The organism is Aeromonas sp. Y318-1 (assembly GCF_027706125.1).
GTDB lineage: Bacteria > Pseudomonadota > Gammaproteobacteria > Enterobacterales > Aeromonadaceae > Aeromonas > Aeromonas hydrophila.
Genome location: NZ_JAPDCM010000017.1, coordinates 49435 through 68284 on the forward strand (window position 1 = coordinate 49435; position 18850 = coordinate 68284).

An 18850-nucleotide genomic window follows, 5' to 3' on the forward strand; every position below is an offset into this window, starting at 1 on the left:
CTGATTAAGGTGAGGGCCCCAGTCAAGGAGAGACAAGATGGACATAGTGGTACTCGGTGGTGGCGTGGTCGGCGTGACCAGCGCCTGGTATCTGGCCAAGGCGGGTCACAAGGTGACCCTGCTGGAGCGGCGTGACGGGGTGGCCCTTGAAACCAGCCACGCCAATGCCGGCCAGATCTCCCCCGGTTACGCGGCCCCCTGGGCGGCCCCCGGCATTCCCCTCAAGGCCGCCAAGTGGCTGCTGCAAAAGCATGCCCCCTTCACGGTGCGACCGACCTCGGATCCCTTCCAGCTGCGCTGGATGCTGAAGATGTTTGCCAACTGCACCCCGGCGGCCTATGCGGTCAACAAGGGGCGCATGGTGCGGCTGGCCGAATACAGCCGCGACTGCATGAAGCTGCTGCGCGACGAGCTGAGCATCGATTATGAAGGGCGCCAGCTCGGCACCCTGCAGCTGTTTCGCAGTCAGGCCCAGCTCGATGCCAGCAAGCGCGACATCGAGGTGCTGGAAGAGTACGGCGTGCCCTACCAGTCCCTCGATGCCGCTGGCTGTGAAGGGGCAGAGCCGGCGCTAGCCCGGGTACGCGGCAAGATAGTGGGCGGCCTGCGCCTGCCGGGTGATGAGACCGGCGACTGCTTCCGCTTCACCAAGGCCATGGCAGCAGAAGCGCAGCGACTGGGGGTCAAGTTCGTGTTCAACTGCGCCATCGACGAGATCGAACTGGCGCAGGGACGCGCCGTGGCGGTGCGGGCCGGCGAGCAGCGCTTCAAAGCCGACGCCATCGTCTGTGCCCTCGGCAGCTATGCCACCGGGTTCCTGCGCCCGCTCGGGCTCGATCTGCCGGTCTACCCGGTCAAGGGCTACTCCCTCACCCTGCCGATGATCAACGCCGAGGCCTCGCCGCGCAGTACCGTGCTGGACGAAACCTACAAGGTGGCCATCACCCGTTTCGATGAGCGGATCCGGGTTGGCGGCATGGCGGAGCTGTCTGGCTACAACCTGGCCCTCAACCCGAAACGGCACGACACCCTGGCCATGGTGGTTGGCGATCTCTTCCCCGAGGGGGGCGACATCAGCCGCGCCGACTTCTGGACCGGGCTGCGCCCCATGACGCCGGACGGCACCCCGCTGGTGGGCCCAAGCCCCATCCCCGGGCTCTGGCTCAACACCGGCCACGGCACCCTGGGCTGGACCATGGCGGCGGGCTCGGGTCAGCTGCTGTGCGATCTCATCAGTGGCAGCGACACCGCCATCAGCGACGAAGGGCTCACCCTGGCCCGCTACGGCTGAGCCTTGTCCTGCGTCTCTTCGCGTTTCATCCCAAAGAGGGAGTGCCTGGCACTCCCTCTTGTTTTGACCCCAGTTTGTTTTGACCGCAGTTTGTTTTGACCCTAGTGCGGTTTATTCAGCCTCTGCCGCCGCGCCGCCCGGCATCAGGGCGGGCTGAGCCTGCCACACCCGGGCGGGATCCGGCTCGGCGATGGCGCTCGCCACCAGTTGCTGCAGCCAGTGGCGATGGAGCAGCCAGATGGGATCCCCAAGGCGTCCCTGCTCCTTGGCACACTGCTTGACCACATCCGCCGTCCGGTAGAAGTAGCGGATCAGGCTGGTGAGCTCGGGTTCGGGCCAGCGGCAGCCAAAATGGCGCAGCCGCTCGTGCCAGAATGCCAGCTGGCCGCGCTCGTGCTCCTGCTCGACCCCATGCAGAGCCGGGATGAGATCCATCGCCTGCCACAGGGCCCCGTAACCGACGAAGCGCTCATCCAGCTCGTCCAGCGCCTGATCCAGCATGGCCAGGGTCTGCGGCCAGTCGTCGGCCTGCTGGCGGATCGCCGCCTGCGCCTCGCACACCGCCGCCAGCCAGTCCATCGCTAGCCGGCAGATGATCGCCTCTTTGTTGGGATAGAGGTGATAGAGCGACTTGATGCCCACCCCGGCGCGGGCGGCGATGGCATTGGTGTTGAGCGCCGCAAACCCCTGCTCCCGCAGCAGCGCCAGGGTGGCCTGCTCGATGCGGGTCGCCACCTCCTGACTGCGCTGCTGCTGCGGCTGACGCCGCATGCAGAGCCCCTCTGGCAATGCGTGTTCCGCCATTGCGTCTCTCCCTCCATGGTCACCGAGTCTCATCACTACATGATGAGACAGACTCAACACAAGTCAAAAAAAGTGCAGCAATCACTGGCATTTTCCGGCACAGCTGCAATAAACAACTGTGCTCATATTTGCAGTAATCACTGCAATCATACAAGGAGAGCACGCAATGGATGGCAAACAACACAACCACCGCCGGGGGCTGGTCGCCCTGCTGATGACGATCCTGCTCGGCGGCTGCCAGCAGGACAACCGCTCGCAGGAACAGACCAGTACCCTCTACTTCAACGGCAAGATTTACACCCAGGACGGCCAGCGCAGCCTGGCCGAGGCCATGGTGGTCGAGAATGGCAAGTTCCGCTACGTCGGTTCACGCCAGGGGGCCGAATCCTTCATGACCAACGCCACCCGCCAGGTGGATCTGCAGGGGCGCATGGTGCTGCCGGGGCTGCACGACAACCACATCCACCTGCTCGGTACCGTGGCCCTGCCCATGTGCGATCTGGATGGCCAGGCCGTCGATCTCGATCAGCTGGCCGCCAAGGTCAAGGCGTGCCTGCCCCGCTACGCCGGGCAGCCGGGCGAGTGGCTGGTGGTCAATCAGTGGTCCCCCTATGACGGCAATACCCCGACCGCCAGCCATGCCACCCTGCTGGCCGCCCTGGATGCCGTGGCGCCGGACAATCCGGTGGTACTGCTCGGGGCGGACGGTCACGCCAGTGCCTACAACTCGCAGGCACTGGCCAGCGCCGAAGATCAGGATGGCAATCAGGTGGGCTTCAACCCCGCCACATTGGCGCCGGGCGGGGTGTTCGAGCGGTTCATCCCCTATGTGGACTTGACCAGCGGTGTCATCCGTGAGGGGGCCCGCAGCGCCATCCCGGTACCGGACAGCGGGGTGCTGAGCGCCAGCGACGAGCGGGCCGCCGCCCAGTACGAGCAGATCCTGCCAGCCATCGCCACCCTGATGGCCTCGCGCGGTATCACCGGCGTGCAGGACGCCTGTGCCACCGACTTCATCCGCCAGCGCCTGCTCAGCATGCAGGCACGGGGGCTGCTGCAGATGCGCATCACCGCCGCCACCTGCTTTCACGAAGATGACTACAGCGGCAAGCTGGACATCGAGGGGCACCTGACCAAGGCCACTCAGGTCAGAAGCGCCTTTGCCGGCAACCCGCTGATCAAGGCCGATGCGGTCAAGATCTTCCTCGACGGGGTGCTGGAGGGGGATCCCTTCACCACACCGCCTTTCCTGCCCAACGCCGGCATGCTGGAGAACTACCAGAACCCCCATCTGGCGCTGGATCCGGACAGCGGCCGGGTCACCATCACCGCCGACAGCGAAGACGCCGGCAGCAACGGCATCGTCAACTACCGGGAGGCGGATCTGAAGCGCTACGTCACCGCGCTGGACGGGGCCGGTTTTGGCATCCACATGCACAGCATCGGTGATCGCAGCACCCGGGTCGGGCTCGATGCGCTGGCCGCCGCCCGCGCCAGCAACGGCGATCGGGGCATCCCCCACACCCTGGCCCACCTGCAGGTGGTGCACCCGGATGATCAGCGCCGCCTCGGCGAGCTCGGGCTCTACCTCACCTTTACCTATGCCTGGACCACGCCCCAGCTTGCCTACGACATGCTGGTCACCCCCTTCATCCAGCCAACCAGGGCCGGCCAGTCCCTGAGTGAGGCACTCTACGATCCGCTGGGCTATCTGCACCAAGCCCTCTATCCGGTCGAGAGCAGCCGCAAGGCGGGTGCCATCCTGGTGGCGGGCAGCGACGCGCCGGTCGACAGCCGGGATCCCCGCCCGTTTGAAAACATGGCCGCCGGCATCGTGCGGGCGGCCGGCAGCGACGATGCATTTCGCGCCAGCCAGCGCATCTCGCTGACCGAGATGCTGGCCGCCTACACCATCAACGGTGCCAGGGCGGTGCGCCAGGGGGAGATCACCGGCTCCATCGAGGCGGGTAAATCCGCCGACTTCATCGTGCTCGACCGGGATCTGTTCGCCCTGGTCGAGGCCGGCACCCCAGAGCAGATTGCCGACACCCGGGTCGAACAGACCGTGTTTCAGGGCAACACCATCTACCCGGCCCCCTGAGCCAAGCCGCAGACAACAAAAAGGCCCCGCGAGGGGCCTTTTTCTACCCTGTGTAATGTGCGAAGGGTCTCAATTACTTGGCCATCACCATCCAGCGCTCCGCCTTGAGCCATGACTCGGACAACCCTGTCTGCTCACGGGATACGTGGCCGATGCGGCTGCACCGCCTGATTGATCTTGCCAAGAATAAGTACGATGAAGATGTAACCCGGCTCATGGGTGTGGCCGCTGGCAGTGCCGTTAAGCGAACCCGTCTTGATGGCTGGGTGCTACGCCGCAAAGCGAGCGTAGCGAGGTGCTCTTAAGCGTCACTAGCTTCGTTCATTAGGACTCTGGCAATAACTCTATGTGCATTACTTTTGTTGAATTCGGTGGGTAGGTGTCTAATGGCGAAAAAGTATTTGTGGGGAAACCCTTTAACTAAGAAGTTGATATCAGAATTTAGTTTGTGATCAAACTACCAACGAGTATTAAAGTTAGCTCTCATTTATTGATTTTTTTGATAAACCTCAAAAAAATTGAATATATGGATGGATTGCCAACATAGCCCTAAGTGGTTACGATACATTCTACAATCAATACATTTTAGAGGGCGTGATGGATAATAAAGTCAAAGGTGCTTGGCTGGTTCATCAAACAACGAAGCTACAAAATGTCACCAATCACTCCAGCTTCGAAAACACTTATACTGCAGGTAAAGCTGGTATACTTCTTTCCGCACTTTCATCTGACAATCAGATTACATTAAAACAGGAAAGAGTTAATGTACTCGCTCAAGCATCAAATATTAGCAAGCTCGAGCTGTCGGGACTTCTGGATACATTAAGCAGGATAGGTGTTGTTGATCGAGGAAGGACTGGTGATGTATCTGTGCTAGGTGTAAACACTCAGACGGCCCTAGAGCACACAGCTAAACTATTTGACAGCCTATCACCTACAAACATTGAACTAGCCGCAATATAATTATCAGAATACACATCAAATAGGCCTCACGAAAAAAACTAATTGCCGAAAGCCTTTCGGATAAATTCAAAACATCCAAGACTGAACAGGAATATTTCTTAGGTAGTTGTGAAACTATTGGCTTCGTAGATGTTGAACAAGTAGACTCACAAACATCTTTATATTTTAATGGAAATCTATTTAGGCGTGATGAGGCTTGGAAGATTCATAAAATTTTAGAAACATTAAGTGGACCGGAGCAAGCTTTAATTGATGAATTCAATAGTCTATTGAAAAGACAGGCATGTATCCCTGTTGAAGTTGCAAAAAAAATGTTTGGTGAGATCTTATTTGTAAAGGTCTCAGCTGTAGGTATGTATGATATAAACGTCGTGAGCAATAATACCGAGCCAATAGGGTTTATAACCAAGCCCTCAGCATTCTCAAAGTATAACAGCCCATTGGTAGAGGATGCCTTTGATTTAGCAAAAGCATTTGTCAGCTCGTTAACCTACGGAATGACAAGAAGTGGTCATGAAAGGGGAAGAATTAGAATGATTGAGGCCTTACTTGGAACTTTAATAAGAGGTGAGCCCATAGGCCCTGTAAATGCTATTGGAAGTGACTATAAAATTTTAGAATTAAAAAATGTTGTGCAAGTATATAATGGGAGTAAAGGTTCTCGCTCCGGATTCATGATGAAGCTCCTAAAACGTGAAGTAGGGATACTTGCGCTAAAAGTAATAAAAAATGGCGATGTCAGTGAACATTCCTTAACTGCTTTGCCAACTGCAATTGTAACTAAATTTACAGGGCCAGAAGAAAACCGCGCTATAGAACGGAGAAAACAAACACAGTCAAGTCCTAAACTAGTCAGTGATATGCTTATGGCTTTGAGAACTGGAGGGATAAAATGAAGGGTGGCAAGCCACTTAAAAAGGGAGAGCATATGGAAGAACTTCTCCGAAGTTATTTCATTAAGGCTGGTTACTATGTTGTAAGAGGCGTCCCTTTCGATTATAAATCCTTCGATGTTACCGATATAGACCTATGGGTTTATGGGCGAGCATCTTCAGTATCTCGTGAGATAACTATTGTTGATATTAAAAATAAAAAAACTCCGCAGGCAATAGAACGAATATTTTGGATCAAAGGGCTACAGTTTGCAGTTGGGGCAACAAATGCCATAGTTGCAACCACTGATTACCGCGTTGAAGTGAAAGATTTTGGAAGAGAGCAAGGTATAGTTGTTTTGGATGGTAGTTTCATGTCCAAGCTTTCTCGTTCTGAGTCTGTTCTGAGCAATAGAATTACAGAAGAAGAATTACTTGGAATGATAAATGAATATGAACTTGCTAAGTTAGATGGAGACTGGAAAGGTCGTCTTGTCGATTGTAAAAAACAATTATTAAAAGGATTGTCATTCGATAGCTGTAATTTATGGTTAAAGCATGGCCGTTTCTTTGCCAACCAACATCTATTTAAATCTAGCCATAATGAGATCACATTAAGAATACTATATATCGTCTGTTCATACATCGCGATTGCAATTGACTACATGTATAAAGAAATGTCGTTTATGGATGAACAGGAGAAAGAAAGTATTTTAAACTCAGGGTTCAAGTATGGAGATAGAGGTATTAAGGGTAAAAATGAAATAATAAATGCTTCTATGAGCCTCGTAGAACAGTATGCTGAAAATGGAACATCAATTTCTAACCAAGTGAAACAGAATATAGATCTTGCTTTCGATAGTATTCCAAGCGATATTCTTAGCAAGTTTTTTTCTATGGGGGATGTGGGTAAAAATATATTTCAAGCTGCTCGTGAGCTAGAGCGGCTTGGAATGGCTAAAGATTTCACACATCATTCAAAATCATCAATTGAAGTTAGAGCGCTAATCGGCTGCTTGATTGATTATTGGGGGCTAGATAGAACCATGTTTATGTAATTTAATACATGCACTTATGCTTTCGTTATTTATAATTATTTATTTGATGGCGCCAATTTATCACAGGCGCTTTTTTTCTAAAAGCGGTTATCACTTTCAGTGAGAGCATACTATAAAAATTATAACGTACATTTACATATTATTCGTATAAAGGGCTAGACAAAAAACAATGGCCTAGTGGAATGGGCAAGATAATATTTACTCACGCTAGGTGGCAAGCGTATCGTGGTAGCATTAGCTGTTGGTCTGTGCTGATAAGAAAAGCCCCGACAATGCGGGGTTTTGAATTTATCTCAATGTGGTCTATATGTAGACATAGAACGAAAGAAGTCCTTTTGTTTCAAATGCTTACGTATATTTTGAACGCATCCTCGGGGGCCTTTTTTATGGACTGACCGATGCGCCGGTTTCACCCTGCGCCGGGTGCAGCGCCAGGTTGAACAGCGCCGCCACCATGTCCGACTGGGTCAGGATCCCCACCAGCTGCTCGCCATCCACCACCGGCATGTGGTGCAGGCCGCCATCGGAGAAGGCGCCTACCAGATCGTAGAGCGGCTGATAGCGGCGGGCGGTCGACACGTTGCGGGTCATCAGGTCCGCGACCCGCAGCTCGGCCAGGTCTGCGGCGCCTCGCGGCTGTTGCAGCGCCCGGTCGATCATCAGGTCATGCAGGGTGATGATGCCGGTCAGCCGGCCGGCCTCGTCCACCACCGGCAGCGCCTTGACCTGATGGTGGGAGAGCAGTTGCCAGGCCGCCATGGCCGGCTGCTGCGCCTCTATCAGGATCAGATCCCGCGACATCACGTCCTGCACCCGCACCGTGCCCACCCTGGCCCGCAGGGCGTGCAACTGGGCCTCCTGCAGCAGCGCCTGCAGATCCTGGCGGCTGATGTCGAGCAGCTCACCGTGCTTGTCCAGCGCAAAGTCGATGTCCGCCGCCTGGGTCGCCACCCGCTCGCTCGGCTGGGGATCGGCGGTCTGGTGGCGATTGGGCTGGGCCTGACCGCTGTTGGGATAACGGCGCCCCAGCAGCCGGTTGTAGCAGAGCGCCAGTAGCAGCAACAAGAGCGAATTGAGCAGCACTGGCAGCAGCACATAGCCGACCCCGAGCTGGCGGATCCCCTCGCCGCCGATGACTGCGGTCAAGGCCACGGCGCCGCCGGGTGGATGCAGGCTGCGGGTGAGAAACATGGCGACGATGGCCAGCATCACGGCAAGGGCGGCAGCCAGCGCCGGATCCGCCACCAGGCTGGCACTCAACACCCCCATCAGCGCCGAGACCCCGTTGCCCACCACGATGGACCAGGGCTGGGCCAGCGGGCTGGCGGGCGCGGCAAACAGCAGCACGGCGGAGGCCCCCATGGGGGCGATCAGCCAATGGACCTCAAGCCCCAGCCCCCACCGACACAAGAGGGCGGTACCCAGCAGCCCGACGAAGGCGCCCAGGGCGCCGTAACAACTCTCTTTGATACTGGTATTGGTGGATACCGGAAAAAAATCCCTGAACTGCATGGGGCTCCTGCGCGGATAACATTTATTTCAAATGCGCAATTTTAACGGCATCCCCTCGCCCAATACCACCGCCAGATGCAGCCAGGCCCCTCTTATTTGGTGATGCGCGGCCTCATGGGAGTCACACCGCCATCCCTCTGCTCCCCGCACTCGTCACAAAACTGTGATGCAGCAACAAATTCTTACAAAAAAGCTGCTGACGGCCCCCTTTCCCGCTTCTCTTAACACGTCCTTAAGAATCGCAGTGTCATCTTGAGCTCATCTTCATGCACGGAGCCACTACTTATGAGCACCATCAGAGATGCCCTTCGCCGCTTCGACGGCCAGCGCCGCTGCTGGACCGCCGGGCTGGAGCGGGCCGCCCTCGCCTGGCTCGCGCGTCAAGGCCGCCTGCCGGCAAGCAGCCAGCCTCCCCAGCGGATCCTGGTCATTCGCAGTACCTGCCGCATCGGCAACAACCTGTTTCTGCTGCCCTTTTTGCAGAAGGTGCGCAGCGCCCACCCCCACGCCGAGATAGAGCTGGTGTGCAGCGGCGGTCAGCTGCTCCCCTTCCTGGCCGATCTGCAGTTGCAGCGCATTCATCCGGTCAAGCTGCAGGGCAAGCGGCTGCTGGCCTCCCTGTCGGTGCTGTGGCGGCTGCGCCGTCAGCACTACGATCGGGTCTACGTGCCCTTTGCCTCCAGCACCGATCACCTGATCGCCGGCTGGGTGAAGGCGCGCGAGAAGCTGGGCTTTGACGATGCCAAGGGCGATGCCCTGTTCCCCCAGCCCCTCACTCCCAACCAGCACTGCCATTACGCCCACCAGCCGCTGCAACTGCTCGGCATGCACGGCCATCTCGCCGATCAGATTGAGCTCGGCAGCTTGCTGCACAGCGCCAGCCCACGGCTGGTGGCACTCAGGCATGACTACCCGGCGCGGCCGCTCATCGGTTTTTTCACCGGCGCCCGCAAGGGCAAGGGGCTCTCTCTGCCCCAGTGGCAACGACTGCTCGGGGATCTGCGCCGCCACTACCCCAGTGCCCTGTTGATCCAGCTCGAGGATCCTGCCGATCCCCAGCCCCGGCTCGGGGACGTGCAGGTCTCCCTCTCCAGCCTGAGCGAGCTGGCCCGCTTTGCCGGCGGCCTCTCCCTCTTCGTCAGCGGTGACACCGGGCCGCTGCACCTGGCCGCCGCCAGCGGCGTGCCCTGCCTCGGCCTCTTTACCCAGACCGATCCCGCCCGCTACGGCTGCCTCGGCGCCCAACACCTCAATCTGGTGATCGGTGATCGCAATGCCATCCCCCTCGATCACCACTGGCTGGCCGAGGCACTGGCCAGGGAACCTCAGCCGCAGCAGCTGCCAAGTGCCCCCTCGCCCGTCCCAAGCCCGGGGCTTGCCAGCGGCGCCTTTGTCGTCACCCTCTGAGGAACTTCAGCCAACAAAAAAGAGGGAAGGCTTGCGCCTTCCCTCGTTCGTTATGCCCGTACTCTCTTGTTGTTTGCTGATGCTCTTCAGGCCAGCTCGGCACGCAGCGCCTTGGTGGCATCGACCATCACCTTGAGGGCCGCCTCGGTCTCTTCCCAGCCGCGGGTCTTGAGGCCGCAATCCGGGTTGACCCACAGCCGCTCGGCCGGGATCTGCTTGGCCGCCTTGCGCAGCAGGCCTTCAATCCAGCTCTGGCTCGGTACGTTCGGCGAGTGGATGTCGTAGACGCCCGGGCCGATTTCGTTGGGGTAGTTGAAGCGCTCGAACGCTTCGAGCAGCTGCATCTGGCTGCGGCTGGTCTCGATGGTGATCACGTCAGCATCCAGTGCCGCTACCGCCTCGATGATGAGGTTGAAGTCGCTGTAACACATGTGGGTGTGGATCTGGGTGCTGTCCGCCACCGGGCTTGCGCTCAGACGGAAGGCTCGCACCGCCCAGTCGAGATAAGCCTGGTGATCCTGTTTGCGCAGGGGCAAGCCTTCACGGATCGCCGGCTCGTCGATCTGGATGATCTTGATGCCAGCGGCTTCGAGATCTGCCACCTCGTCGCGAATGGCCAGGCCAATCTGCAGGGCGGACTGCTCGCGACTCACGTCTTCGCGCGGGAAGGACCAGCAGAGGATGGTCACCGGGCCGGTCAGCATGCCCTTGACCGGCTTGTCGGTCAGGCTCTGGGCAAACTTCGCCCACTCAAGGGTCATGGGTGTGGGTCGGTCGATGTCACGGGTGATCACCGGCGGCTTGACGCAGCGCGAGCCATAGCTCTGTACCCAGCCAAAGCGGGTGATGGCAAAGCCATCCAGCAGCTCACCGAAATACTCCACCATGTCGTTGCGCTCGGCTTCGCCGTGCACCAGCACGTCCAGCCCGATGGCCTCCTGGCGCAGGATGGCATCCTTGATCTGGGCCTGAATGCCCGCCTCATAGGCACTGTCGTCAATGCGACCAGCTCGCCAATCCTGGCGCAGCACCCGAATTTCCGAGGTCTGTGGGAAGGAGCCGATGGTGGTGGTCGGCAACAGCGGCAGCTTGAGATCCGAGCGCTGCGCCTCGGCCCGCACCGGGTAGGCGCTGTGGCGATCGAAATCGCTGTTGGTGAGGCTGGCGAGCCGTGATTGCACCGCCTTCTTGTGCACCCGGCTGTCGGACTCCCGATCCACGATAGGCTGGCTGTAGGCAGTGATCTTGTCCAGCTCCCCGCCATTGAGATGGTCAGCCAACAACCCCAGCTCGTAGCATTTTTGCAGGGCGAAGGCGAACCAGCTGCGGGTCTGGGCATCCAGCTCCAATTCGAGGGTCAAGTCCACCGGGCTGTGCAGCAAGGAGCAGGAGGAGCCGATCCAGAGCCGCTCGCCAAGCTTATCCTTCAGCGATTTTAGAGTCGGTACCAGCTTGGCCAGGTTGGCACGCCAGACGTTGCGACCGTTGATGACCCCGGCCGAGATGACCCACTGGGCCGGCAGGTGCGGGACTAGCGTCTCCAGCTGCTCGGGCGCCGCCACCAGATCCAGGTGCAGGCCGTCCACCTTCAGGCTGGTGATGATGTCGCGCTGATGGGCCACCGAACCGAAATAGGTGGTGAGCAGCAGCTTGCAGGGACCGGCCAGACGCTCATAGGCATTGAGATAGGCGAGGCGCCACTCGTCCGGCAGGTCCAGCGCCAGCGCCGGCTCGTCGATCTGCACCCACTCCACCCCCTGAGCGGCCAGTTTCGCCAGGATCTCCTGATAGACGATGAGCAGGCGGTCGAGCAGTTCGAGGCGGGAGAAGCCGCTCTCTTTCTCCTTGCCAAGCCACAGGTAGGAGACCGGCCCCAGCAGCACCGCCTTGACCGGCAGCCCCAGCGCCTTGGCCTCTTCCACTTCGTCAAACAGCTGGCTCCAGCCCAGCTTGAAGCGCTGGTCGCGGCTGAACTCGGGCACCAGGTAGTGGTAGTTGGTGTTGAACCACTTGGTCATCTCGGCGGCGGCGGCAGCCGGACCGGTCGGCGCACGGCCACGGGCGACCCGGAACAGGGTATCGAGATCGGTGTCGCCATGACGGTGGCGGGCGGGGATGGCATCCACCAGCAGGCTGGTGCCGAGCACCTGATCGTACCAGGCGAAGTCACCCACCGGCAGCAGGGTCACACCGGCCTGTTGCTGGGCCTGCCAGTGACGCTCACGCAGGCTCTTGCCGGTGGCGATGAGTTCGGCCTGGCTGGTTTCGCCGCGCCAGTAGGATTCGAGGGCAAATTTCAGCTCGCGCTTGGCGCCGATACGGGGAAAGCCCAGGGTGTGTGCGCAGGTCATAGGTTCCATTCCTTATGCTCATTCATCTGATGGTGAACTGGATGATTTAGCCATCCAGATGTTTACACATCCAAAATGACAAGATAAGGTGGCGTTGGCTATTGAATCCTTTTCAACTGGCTCTCAAGAAATTCTCAAGGCGCGCAACAAGCCGCCGCCCAGGCACAACAAGGAGGGATACCATGGCGGTGTCAAGCAACCCGGGGATCGACATCAAGCACCTGAAGACGGTGAGCGCGCTGGCCGAGCAGGGCTCGCTGGCCGGTGCTGCGCTGACCCTCAACCTCACCCAGTCCGCCCTCTCCCACCAGCTCAAGGAGCTGGAGACCCGCCTCAATCTGGAGCTCTATCTGCGCAAGAGCCGGCCGCTGGTGCTGACTGCGGCCGGCAACCAGCTGCTGGGGCTGGCCCGCCAGGTGCTGCCGGCGCTGGCGCAGACCGAGAAACAGCTGCAGGCCCTGCACAGCGGCGAGGCGGGTCGCCTTCACCTGGCGCTCGATTGCCACAGCTGTATCCAGTGGCTGCTGCCGCTGTTGCCCGCTTTTCGCCGCCAGTGGCCGGGGGTGGATCTGGAGGTGGAGTCGGTGCCGGGCTTTGATGCCATCAGCGCCCTGCTCGGCGGCCAGCTCGACTTGCTGCTCACCTCGGACGTGCAGGCGCGCGGCGATCTCCACTTCGAGCCGCTGTTCGCCTTCGAGCTGGTGCTAGTGATGGCGCCGGATCACCCCCTCTGTGGCCAGCAGACCATCAAGCCTGAGGATCTGCGCCCCGAGGTGCTGCTGGTCTACCCGGTGGAGCGGGCGCGGATGGACGTGTTCAGCCGCTTCTTGCAGCCGGCCGGCATCGAGCCCGCCCGCTGCAAGCCGGTGGACAACACCTCCGTGATGCTGCAGATGGCCGCCGCCGGCCTGGGCGTCGCCGCCCTGCCGCGCTGGGCCTGCGAGGAGTTCGTGCGCCAGGGCTTGCTCGAAGCCAGGCCGCTGGGGGTCGGAGTCCGCCGTCATATGTACGGCGCGGTGCGGGCCGCTGATCGGGATCAAGCCTGCCTGCAGAGCCTGTTTGAGCGCATTCGCAGCAAGATGGGCGACGTGAAGGCACAGTAATCTGCAGAAGCAAGGACGCTGTGCCGACCAGGATCAGCTGTAGCTGCAGACAGCAGGGCCTGTTCGAGCGGATTCGTATCAAGATAGATGACGTAAAGGCGCAGTAAAAAGCCGCCTGAGGGCGGCTTGTCATCACGCAGGGCTTCTCTGTTCAAGCCCCCTCTTCACAGCTCGCCGCCCCCTGCCGCCGCGGACAGTTGGCGCAGAGCTCGCCATCGCGGCGCTTGTAGTGCAGGCAGCAGCGCTGGCGCACATAACCGACCAAGCCGGCCGCTGGCGGCCAGGGCGCCGGCTGCCAGCCCGCCAGATGCTCGGCCGGCAGGCCGCAGGCGGCAAGCCAGTGCGGCGCATGGGCCGCCACCTCGGCGGGGCTTACCTCGTCAAAGAACGCGGGCACCCGCACCAGCGCCGCCAGCAGATCGTCCGCCAAGAGCGGCTGCACGAAGCCGGGCCGCAGCCGCTGCACCTGCCCGAGCGCTGCGAACAGTGCCTGCCAATGGGCCTGCAGCCGCTCGCCCGCCGTCTTGATCAAGCGCTCCAGCTCTCCCTTGATCATGGGCGAGGCCGGCAGGGTAAAGCCCGATATCAGCCCATCCTGATAGCCCTGCCCCAGCCTCTCCAGCGCCGGCACGGCCCGCAGCCGATAGACGGCCACCATGGCCAGATAGATGGATTGCCAGCAGAGCATGCCCCAGCTGCGGGTGAGCCAGTAGGCGGGGCCCGTCTCCGGATGGGCCAGCCGCCAATGCTCGTGCAGCGCGGCCGCCACCTCGGCCGGCGTGGCCTGCTTGGTTGCCGTCAACAGCGCCGCGCTCTCGCCGGCAGCCACCAGCCGCCCCTTGAGGGACGGGATAAGCCCGGCGGCGGCCGCAAACAGGGCGCCGTGATCCGCCAGCGCCTGCAGATCCGGCTCGCGCCGCGCCCCCGGGCTGCGGGCACGGCGGCCAGCGCCGCTCATGGGGTGAGAGAGTCCCGGGCGCGGCCCGGGACGCAGGGTCAGAATACGTATTTGAGTCGCGCCTCCACGCTGCGCTCTGCCCCGAACCAGCAGTTGTTCTGGTCGTAGCAGGAGTAGTAGGTTTTGTTGAACAGGTTGCTGGCGCTGAGTGACACCTCCACCCCTTGCAGACGCTGGCTGAGCTGGGCCAGATCGTAGGAGGCAGCCATGTCCATCAGCAGGTAATCCGGCACGGTGTCGGTGTTGGCGGCATCAAGCTGGGCCTCCCCCACGTAGCGCAGGCCGGCCCCCAGGCGCGCCCCTTCCAGCGGGCCGGCCGGCAGGTAGTTGCTCCACAGCGATGCCATTTGTTTCGGCACCCAGACCGGGGTCTTGCCCTGCAGGCTGGTGGTGTCGCGGGTGATCTCCATCTCCTGACGGGTATAGCTCAGCGCCAGATCCCAGCGGCTGGTGAGATCGAGTCGCCCCTCCAGCTCGACCCCCTTGGAGACCATCTCGCCGGTCTGCAGCTTGGGCCCGTAGACATTGTCCGGATCCGTCACCAGGGCATTTTGCTTGGTGATGTGGAAAACCGACGCGGTAAAGGTCTTGCTCATGTCCTCGGAGAGGAACTTGAGCCCCCCCTCCCACTGCCGGCCGGTAGCCGGTTTGAACGCCTGGCCTTGCTTGTCCGCCCCCGCCACCGGCTCGAAACTCTCGGCATAGCTCACATAGGGTGAGAGACCGTGATCCAGCTCGTAGAGGGCGCCGAGGCGCAGCGAGAGGTTGTCCTGATCAATCTGGGCCAGGGTGTTGCTCGCCGCCCCCTGATAGAGGGTCCGGCTGTCGGTGTCCATCCGGTAGCGGTCGTAGCGGGCACCGCCGATGGCCACCAACCGATCGAGGCGTACCTGATCCTGCAGGTAGAGGCCACTCTGATACTGGCGGATGGTGCGGTTGTCCTGATAGTTGAAGGCCAGGTCTGCCGGCACTATCTGGCTGTGGTTCGGGTTGAAGATGTCGATAGAGGGAGCGGAATAGTCGAGGGTATCCCGGTAGAGAATGCGTGCATCCAGATACTGGTAATCGACCCCGATTAGCAGGTTGTGCTGGGCCTTGCCGGTCTGCACCTTGCCAGCCAGCTGGTTGTCGATGACAAAGCCACGAGACTCTTCATCGGTCAGGTAGGCGTTGCGGGCCAGGGTGCGGTTATCGGCCGCCAGCGCCGCGTTGTAGGTGTTCTGCTGATTGGCCGAGGCATCCATGTAGCGGGCATTTTGCAGCAGCTGCCAGTTGGTGTTGAAGTCGTGGCTCAGCTTGTAGCCGAGCAGGGTCACCTCCCGGCTGTAGTGGTTCCAGTTTTCATCGCCAAGGAAGGTATCGCTGCCCAGCTGGCCCAGCGGGTTGGATTTGACCGAGCCGCTGGCCGGCACCGTGGTGTAGATGCCGGCTTGCGGGTCTTTCTGGTAATAGAGGTTGAGGTTTAGCAGGGTGCGGTCACTCAACTGCCAGTCGAGAGAGGGCGCCAGCACGTAGCGCTCCTCCTCTGAGGTCACCGCCTGACCCTCTTTCTGGCGGGCCAGCCCCACCAGCCGATAGGCAAACTGATCGTTGAGGGCGCCGGTGCTGTCGAGGGTCAGCTCCTTGAGGGTGCCCGTCCCGCTCGCCACGCTGACGCTGTGCCTGCTCTCCCGCTGGGGGCGCTTGGCGATGAGGTTGACCATGCCGCCGGGGGGCATGCTGCCGTAGAGCACGGAGGTGGGCCCCTTGAACACTTCCAGCTGCTCGATGGCCACCGGATCGATCTGGGGCTGCAGGTTCCAGTCGTTGTACTGCAGCAGCAGGCCGTCGTAGAAGTTCTGGTAGTTGTCAAAGCCGCGGATGTTGAACAGATCCAGCCGGTTGACCGCTCCGCCCCGCAGTTCGGTGTTGACGCCAGGCACGTAGCGCAGCGCCTCGCTCACCGAGCTGACGCCGCGCTGTTCCAGGGTGTCACCCTCCACCACCGAAATGGCCTGGGGCGTCTCCAGGGGGTCGAGCCGGGTCTTGGTCGCGGTGTTGCGATAGGTCTCGCCGAACACGGTCAGGGTCTCGTCTGCCCGGGTCTGTGTCGGGCGCTCGGTGGCGGCTGCCTGCACAGGGCCTGCCAACAGGGCGGAGATAGTCGCGGCGACCAGGGTCAAAGGGGGGTGAGTGGCGTACATCTGATCCTCGAATGCAATGAGTGAATAGTAACAAATCTCATTTGCATTTTATTGGGTCATTTTGCCCTTGAATTAACAATTTGGGGCATGTTGGCGCGAAAGAGGGAGAAAACTCGGCCAATTTGGCCCCATCCGGCAACCTCAACTGACGGCAGCGACGCAGGCGATGTCGAATGGATAGCAAAGCCTGGCGCAACAAAAAGGAAAGAGGGATAGCAGCGCCCGGCATCCGCCGGGCAAGGGAATAGCCCTGTCAGAGAGGGGCGACGGGCAGCCAGTACTCCATGCGGGCATCCGGCTGGTTGCCGTCAAAATCGGGGGCGTAACGCTCCAGCTCGAAACCGTCCACGCCGCGATAACCGGAGCTCGGCAGCCAGTGCAGGATAAACCAGTTGAGGGTCTGCCCCAGCTGGCTGACCGGGCCCACGTGGCTGAGCACCGCGTAGGTCTGGGCCGGCACCGGGAGGTGCGCCAGACCGGCAGGTAAACTGGCCCCCTCCTCCATCATGCAGCCCGCCCAGTAAGGAAGCGACTCGCCAGCGCCAGAAACATCCACCACCCCCACCCGCTCCTGCCCGGATGGCAAACCGCCCGCCGTGCGCAGGGCGCGCCAGATGGCGGGCACCGTCTGCTGAAAGTCGGGGGCAGCGGCAAACAGCCCGCGGATCTGCCCCTTCACTCCCTGCAGGATAAAGCCCGGCTGGCTCTCGATCCGCACCTGTACCAGCCTGGCAGGCATGGGTTGCGGCAGGGTAGCCCGCACCAGGGGGGTACGCAGCCCCAGCCGCAGGCCCCGCTTGCGATAGGCCAGCGGCGAGCAGCCGAACTGCTGCTTGAAGGCGCGGCTGAAGCTCACCTCGGAGCCAAAACCGTAACAGAGCGCCAGATCCAGCACCCGCTGGCGACCAGAGAGCAGCGCCTCTGCCGCCTGGCTCAGCTTGAGCTCGCGCACATAGTGGGCCACCGTCAGCCCCGTCTCATGAAGGAACACACGCTGCAGCTGCCAGCGCGACCAGCAGCTCTGCTCCGCCAGCTCGGCCAGTGCCAGCGGCTGATCCAGATTGGCGTGGATGTAGTCGAGCACCCGCTCGATGCGGGTCAGCTGGCTGTGCGGCTGGGGCACGGCGCCCGGAATGGTGGACAAGATGGTCATGACGAGATCGGATCTGGGCTGTCGGCAAGGCGCTGCGCGCAAGGGCCCCATTAAACATGGCCGCGACCTTGGCGGCAAGCGCTGGCCGCTGCGCTCACCTCGGCCCCTTGCCCACCCCTTAGGCTAGGCCAGCGCGTCAAGCCAGCTTGGCAGACTGTCACAAAAGTGACGCGTTTGCCTGTCAGATTGTTTGAAAACAAATATATCAATTACCTCAAAAAGCCCATAAAGTCCTCGTTCGAATCTTTTATGCAGGGAGAGCCAAGATGAAGAAAGTTGCCTTGATCACCGGAGCCCGTGGCGGCATCGGATCCGCCATCACCACCGCCTTGCTGGCCCAGGGGTATCGCATCATCGCCACCCACTCCAGCCCCAACGGGGCGGCGGCGCACGACTGGTACGGGGAGCAGGGTTTTCGGCCGGATCAGGTGCGGCTGCTGGCGCTGGACGTGGCCGACACCGCCATGTGCCGCGACACCCTGGGCCGATTGCTGCAGGATGAAGGGCGGGTGGACGTGCTGGTCAACAATGCCGGCATCACCCGGGACGGGGCCTTCAAGCGGATGACCCCGGAGCAGTGGTTCGAGGTGATCCACACCAACCTGTGCAGCCTCTACAACGTGACCCAGCCGCTGTTCGACGCCATGTGCGAGCAGCGCGATGCCCGCATCATCAACATCTCCTCGGTCAATGGCCAGAAGGGGCAGTTCGGCCAGGTCAACTACTCGGCCGCCAAGGCGGGTATGCTGGGCTTCACCAAGGCGCTGGCGGCGGAAGGAGCCCGCTTCGGGGTGACGGTCAACGCCATCGCCCCCGGTTATACCGCCACCCCCATGGTAGAGGCAATCCGCACCGACATCCTCGACAGCATCAAGGCCGACATCCCCATGCGCCGGCTGGCCAAGCCGGAAGAGATCGCCGCCGCCGTGGTGTTTCTTGCCAGCGAGGCGGGTGCCTATATCACCGGCGAGACCCTGGCCATCAACGGCGGCCTCTACATGAAGTGAGGCCGGGCCTGGTCTCACCGGCATTGCATCGACAGAGGGCAGCCCGCGGGCTGCCCTCTTTGTTTGATCCTTGTTTTGCTCCGGCCA

14 protein-coding genes are annotated in these 18850 nt (G+C 60.7%); 8 read left to right on the plus strand and 6 right to left on the minus strand.

Annotated elements, in window-relative coordinates; all coding sequences use genetic code 11:
* The first annotated feature begins 37 nt into the window (after nucleotides 1-37).
* The gene (locus OKB87_RS20600) at nucleotides 38-1291 is read left to right on the plus strand and encodes a D-amino acid dehydrogenase (RefSeq protein ID WP_011705831.1); all 1254 of its coding nucleotides are present in this window, start codon (nucleotides 38-40) and stop codon (nucleotides 1289-1291) included.
* A gap of 111 nt (nucleotides 1292-1402) precedes the next feature.
* Here OKB87_RS20600 and OKB87_RS20605 read toward each other — a convergent pair whose 3' ends face one another.
* The gene (locus OKB87_RS20605; protein WP_270828401.1) at nucleotides 1403-2095 is read right to left on the minus strand and encodes a TetR/AcrR family transcriptional regulator; all 693 of its coding nucleotides are present in this window, start codon (nucleotides 2093-2095) and stop codon (nucleotides 1403-1405) included.
* 166 nt (nucleotides 2096-2261) lie between these two features.
* On the opposite strand from OKB87_RS20605, the gene OKB87_RS20610 reads away from it, so the two are divergent.
* From OKB87_RS20610 to OKB87_RS20625, 4 genes are all read left to right on the plus strand, one after another.
* The gene (locus OKB87_RS20610; protein ID WP_270828402.1) at nucleotides 2262-4196 is read left to right on the plus strand and encodes an amidohydrolase; all 1935 of its coding nucleotides are present in this window, start codon (nucleotides 2262-2264) and stop codon (nucleotides 4194-4196) included.
* Nucleotides 4197-4793: 597 nt separating this feature from the next.
* Entirely contained in the window at nucleotides 4794-5159 is a 366-nt protein-coding gene (locus tag OKB87_RS20615; protein WP_270828403.1) for a hypothetical protein, read from the plus strand.
* 269 nt (nucleotides 5160-5428) lie between these two features.
* A complete protein-coding gene (locus tag OKB87_RS20620; RefSeq protein ID WP_270828404.1) occupies nucleotides 5429-6055 on the plus strand; it encodes a hypothetical protein in 627 nt (208 codons plus the stop codon).
* A 32-nt stretch (nucleotides 6056-6087) separates the two neighbouring features.
* Nucleotides 6088-7089: a hypothetical protein gene (locus OKB87_RS20625; RefSeq protein ID WP_270828405.1), complete on the plus strand. Its 1002-nt coding sequence runs from the start codon at nucleotides 6088-6090 to the stop codon at nucleotides 7087-7089.
* A 384-nt stretch (nucleotides 7090-7473) separates the two neighbouring features.
* Here the strand turns inward: OKB87_RS20625 and OKB87_RS20630 are convergent, their stop codons facing one another.
* Complete coding sequence (locus OKB87_RS20630) at nucleotides 7474-8601, minus strand: HPP family protein (protein ID WP_270828406.1); 1128 nt, start codon at nucleotides 8599-8601, stop codon at nucleotides 7474-7476.
* Nucleotides 8602-8886: 285 nt separating this feature from the next.
* Here OKB87_RS20630 and OKB87_RS20635 point away from each other — a divergent pair, with 285 nt between their 5' ends.
* The gene (locus tag OKB87_RS20635; protein ID WP_270828407.1) at nucleotides 8887-10008 is read left to right on the plus strand and encodes a glycosyltransferase family 9 protein; all 1122 of its coding nucleotides are present in this window, start codon (nucleotides 8887-8889) and stop codon (nucleotides 10006-10008) included.
* An 86-nt stretch (nucleotides 10009-10094) separates the two neighbouring features.
* On the opposite strand, the gene metE is transcribed toward OKB87_RS20635, so the two are convergent.
* Nucleotides 10095-12359, minus strand: coding sequence for a 5-methyltetrahydropteroyltriglutamate--homocysteine S-methyltransferase (gene metE / locus OKB87_RS20640; protein WP_270828408.1), 2265 nt, complete (start codon nucleotides 12357-12359; stop codon nucleotides 10095-10097).
* A gap of 182 nt (nucleotides 12360-12541) precedes the next feature.
* On the opposite strand from metE, the gene OKB87_RS20645 reads away from it, so the two are divergent.
* The gene (locus tag OKB87_RS20645) at nucleotides 12542-13462 is read left to right on the plus strand and encodes a LysR substrate-binding domain-containing protein (protein WP_270828409.1); all 921 of its coding nucleotides are present in this window, start codon (nucleotides 12542-12544) and stop codon (nucleotides 13460-13462) included.
* Nucleotides 13463-13613: 151 nt separating this feature from the next.
* Here OKB87_RS20645 and OKB87_RS20650 read toward each other — a convergent pair whose 3' ends face one another.
* The 3 genes from OKB87_RS20650 to OKB87_RS20660 all read right to left on the minus strand — a co-directional run bounded on the left by OKB87_RS20650 (nucleotide 13614) and on the right by OKB87_RS20660 (nucleotide 17834).
* Entirely contained in the window at nucleotides 13614-14420 is an 807-nt protein-coding gene (locus OKB87_RS20650) for a siderophore ferric iron reductase (protein ID WP_270828410.1), read from the minus strand.
* 38 nt (nucleotides 14421-14458) lie between these two features.
* Nucleotides 14459-16603, minus strand: a complete 2145-nt coding sequence (locus OKB87_RS20655; protein ID WP_270828411.1) for a TonB-dependent siderophore receptor — start codon at nucleotides 16601-16603, stop codon at nucleotides 14459-14461.
* A 253-nt stretch (nucleotides 16604-16856) separates the two neighbouring features.
* Nucleotides 16857-17834: an AraC family transcriptional regulator gene (locus OKB87_RS20660; RefSeq protein ID WP_270828412.1), complete on the minus strand. Its 978-nt coding sequence runs from the start codon at nucleotides 17832-17834 to the stop codon at nucleotides 16857-16859.
* Between the two features lie 188 nt (nucleotides 17835-18022).
* On the opposite strand from OKB87_RS20660, the gene OKB87_RS20665 reads away from it, so the two are divergent.
* Nucleotides 18023-18763, plus strand: a complete 741-nt coding sequence (locus tag OKB87_RS20665; protein ID WP_011705821.1) for an SDR family oxidoreductase — start codon at nucleotides 18023-18025, stop codon at nucleotides 18761-18763.
* Nucleotides 18764-18850: the final 87 nt, after the last annotated feature.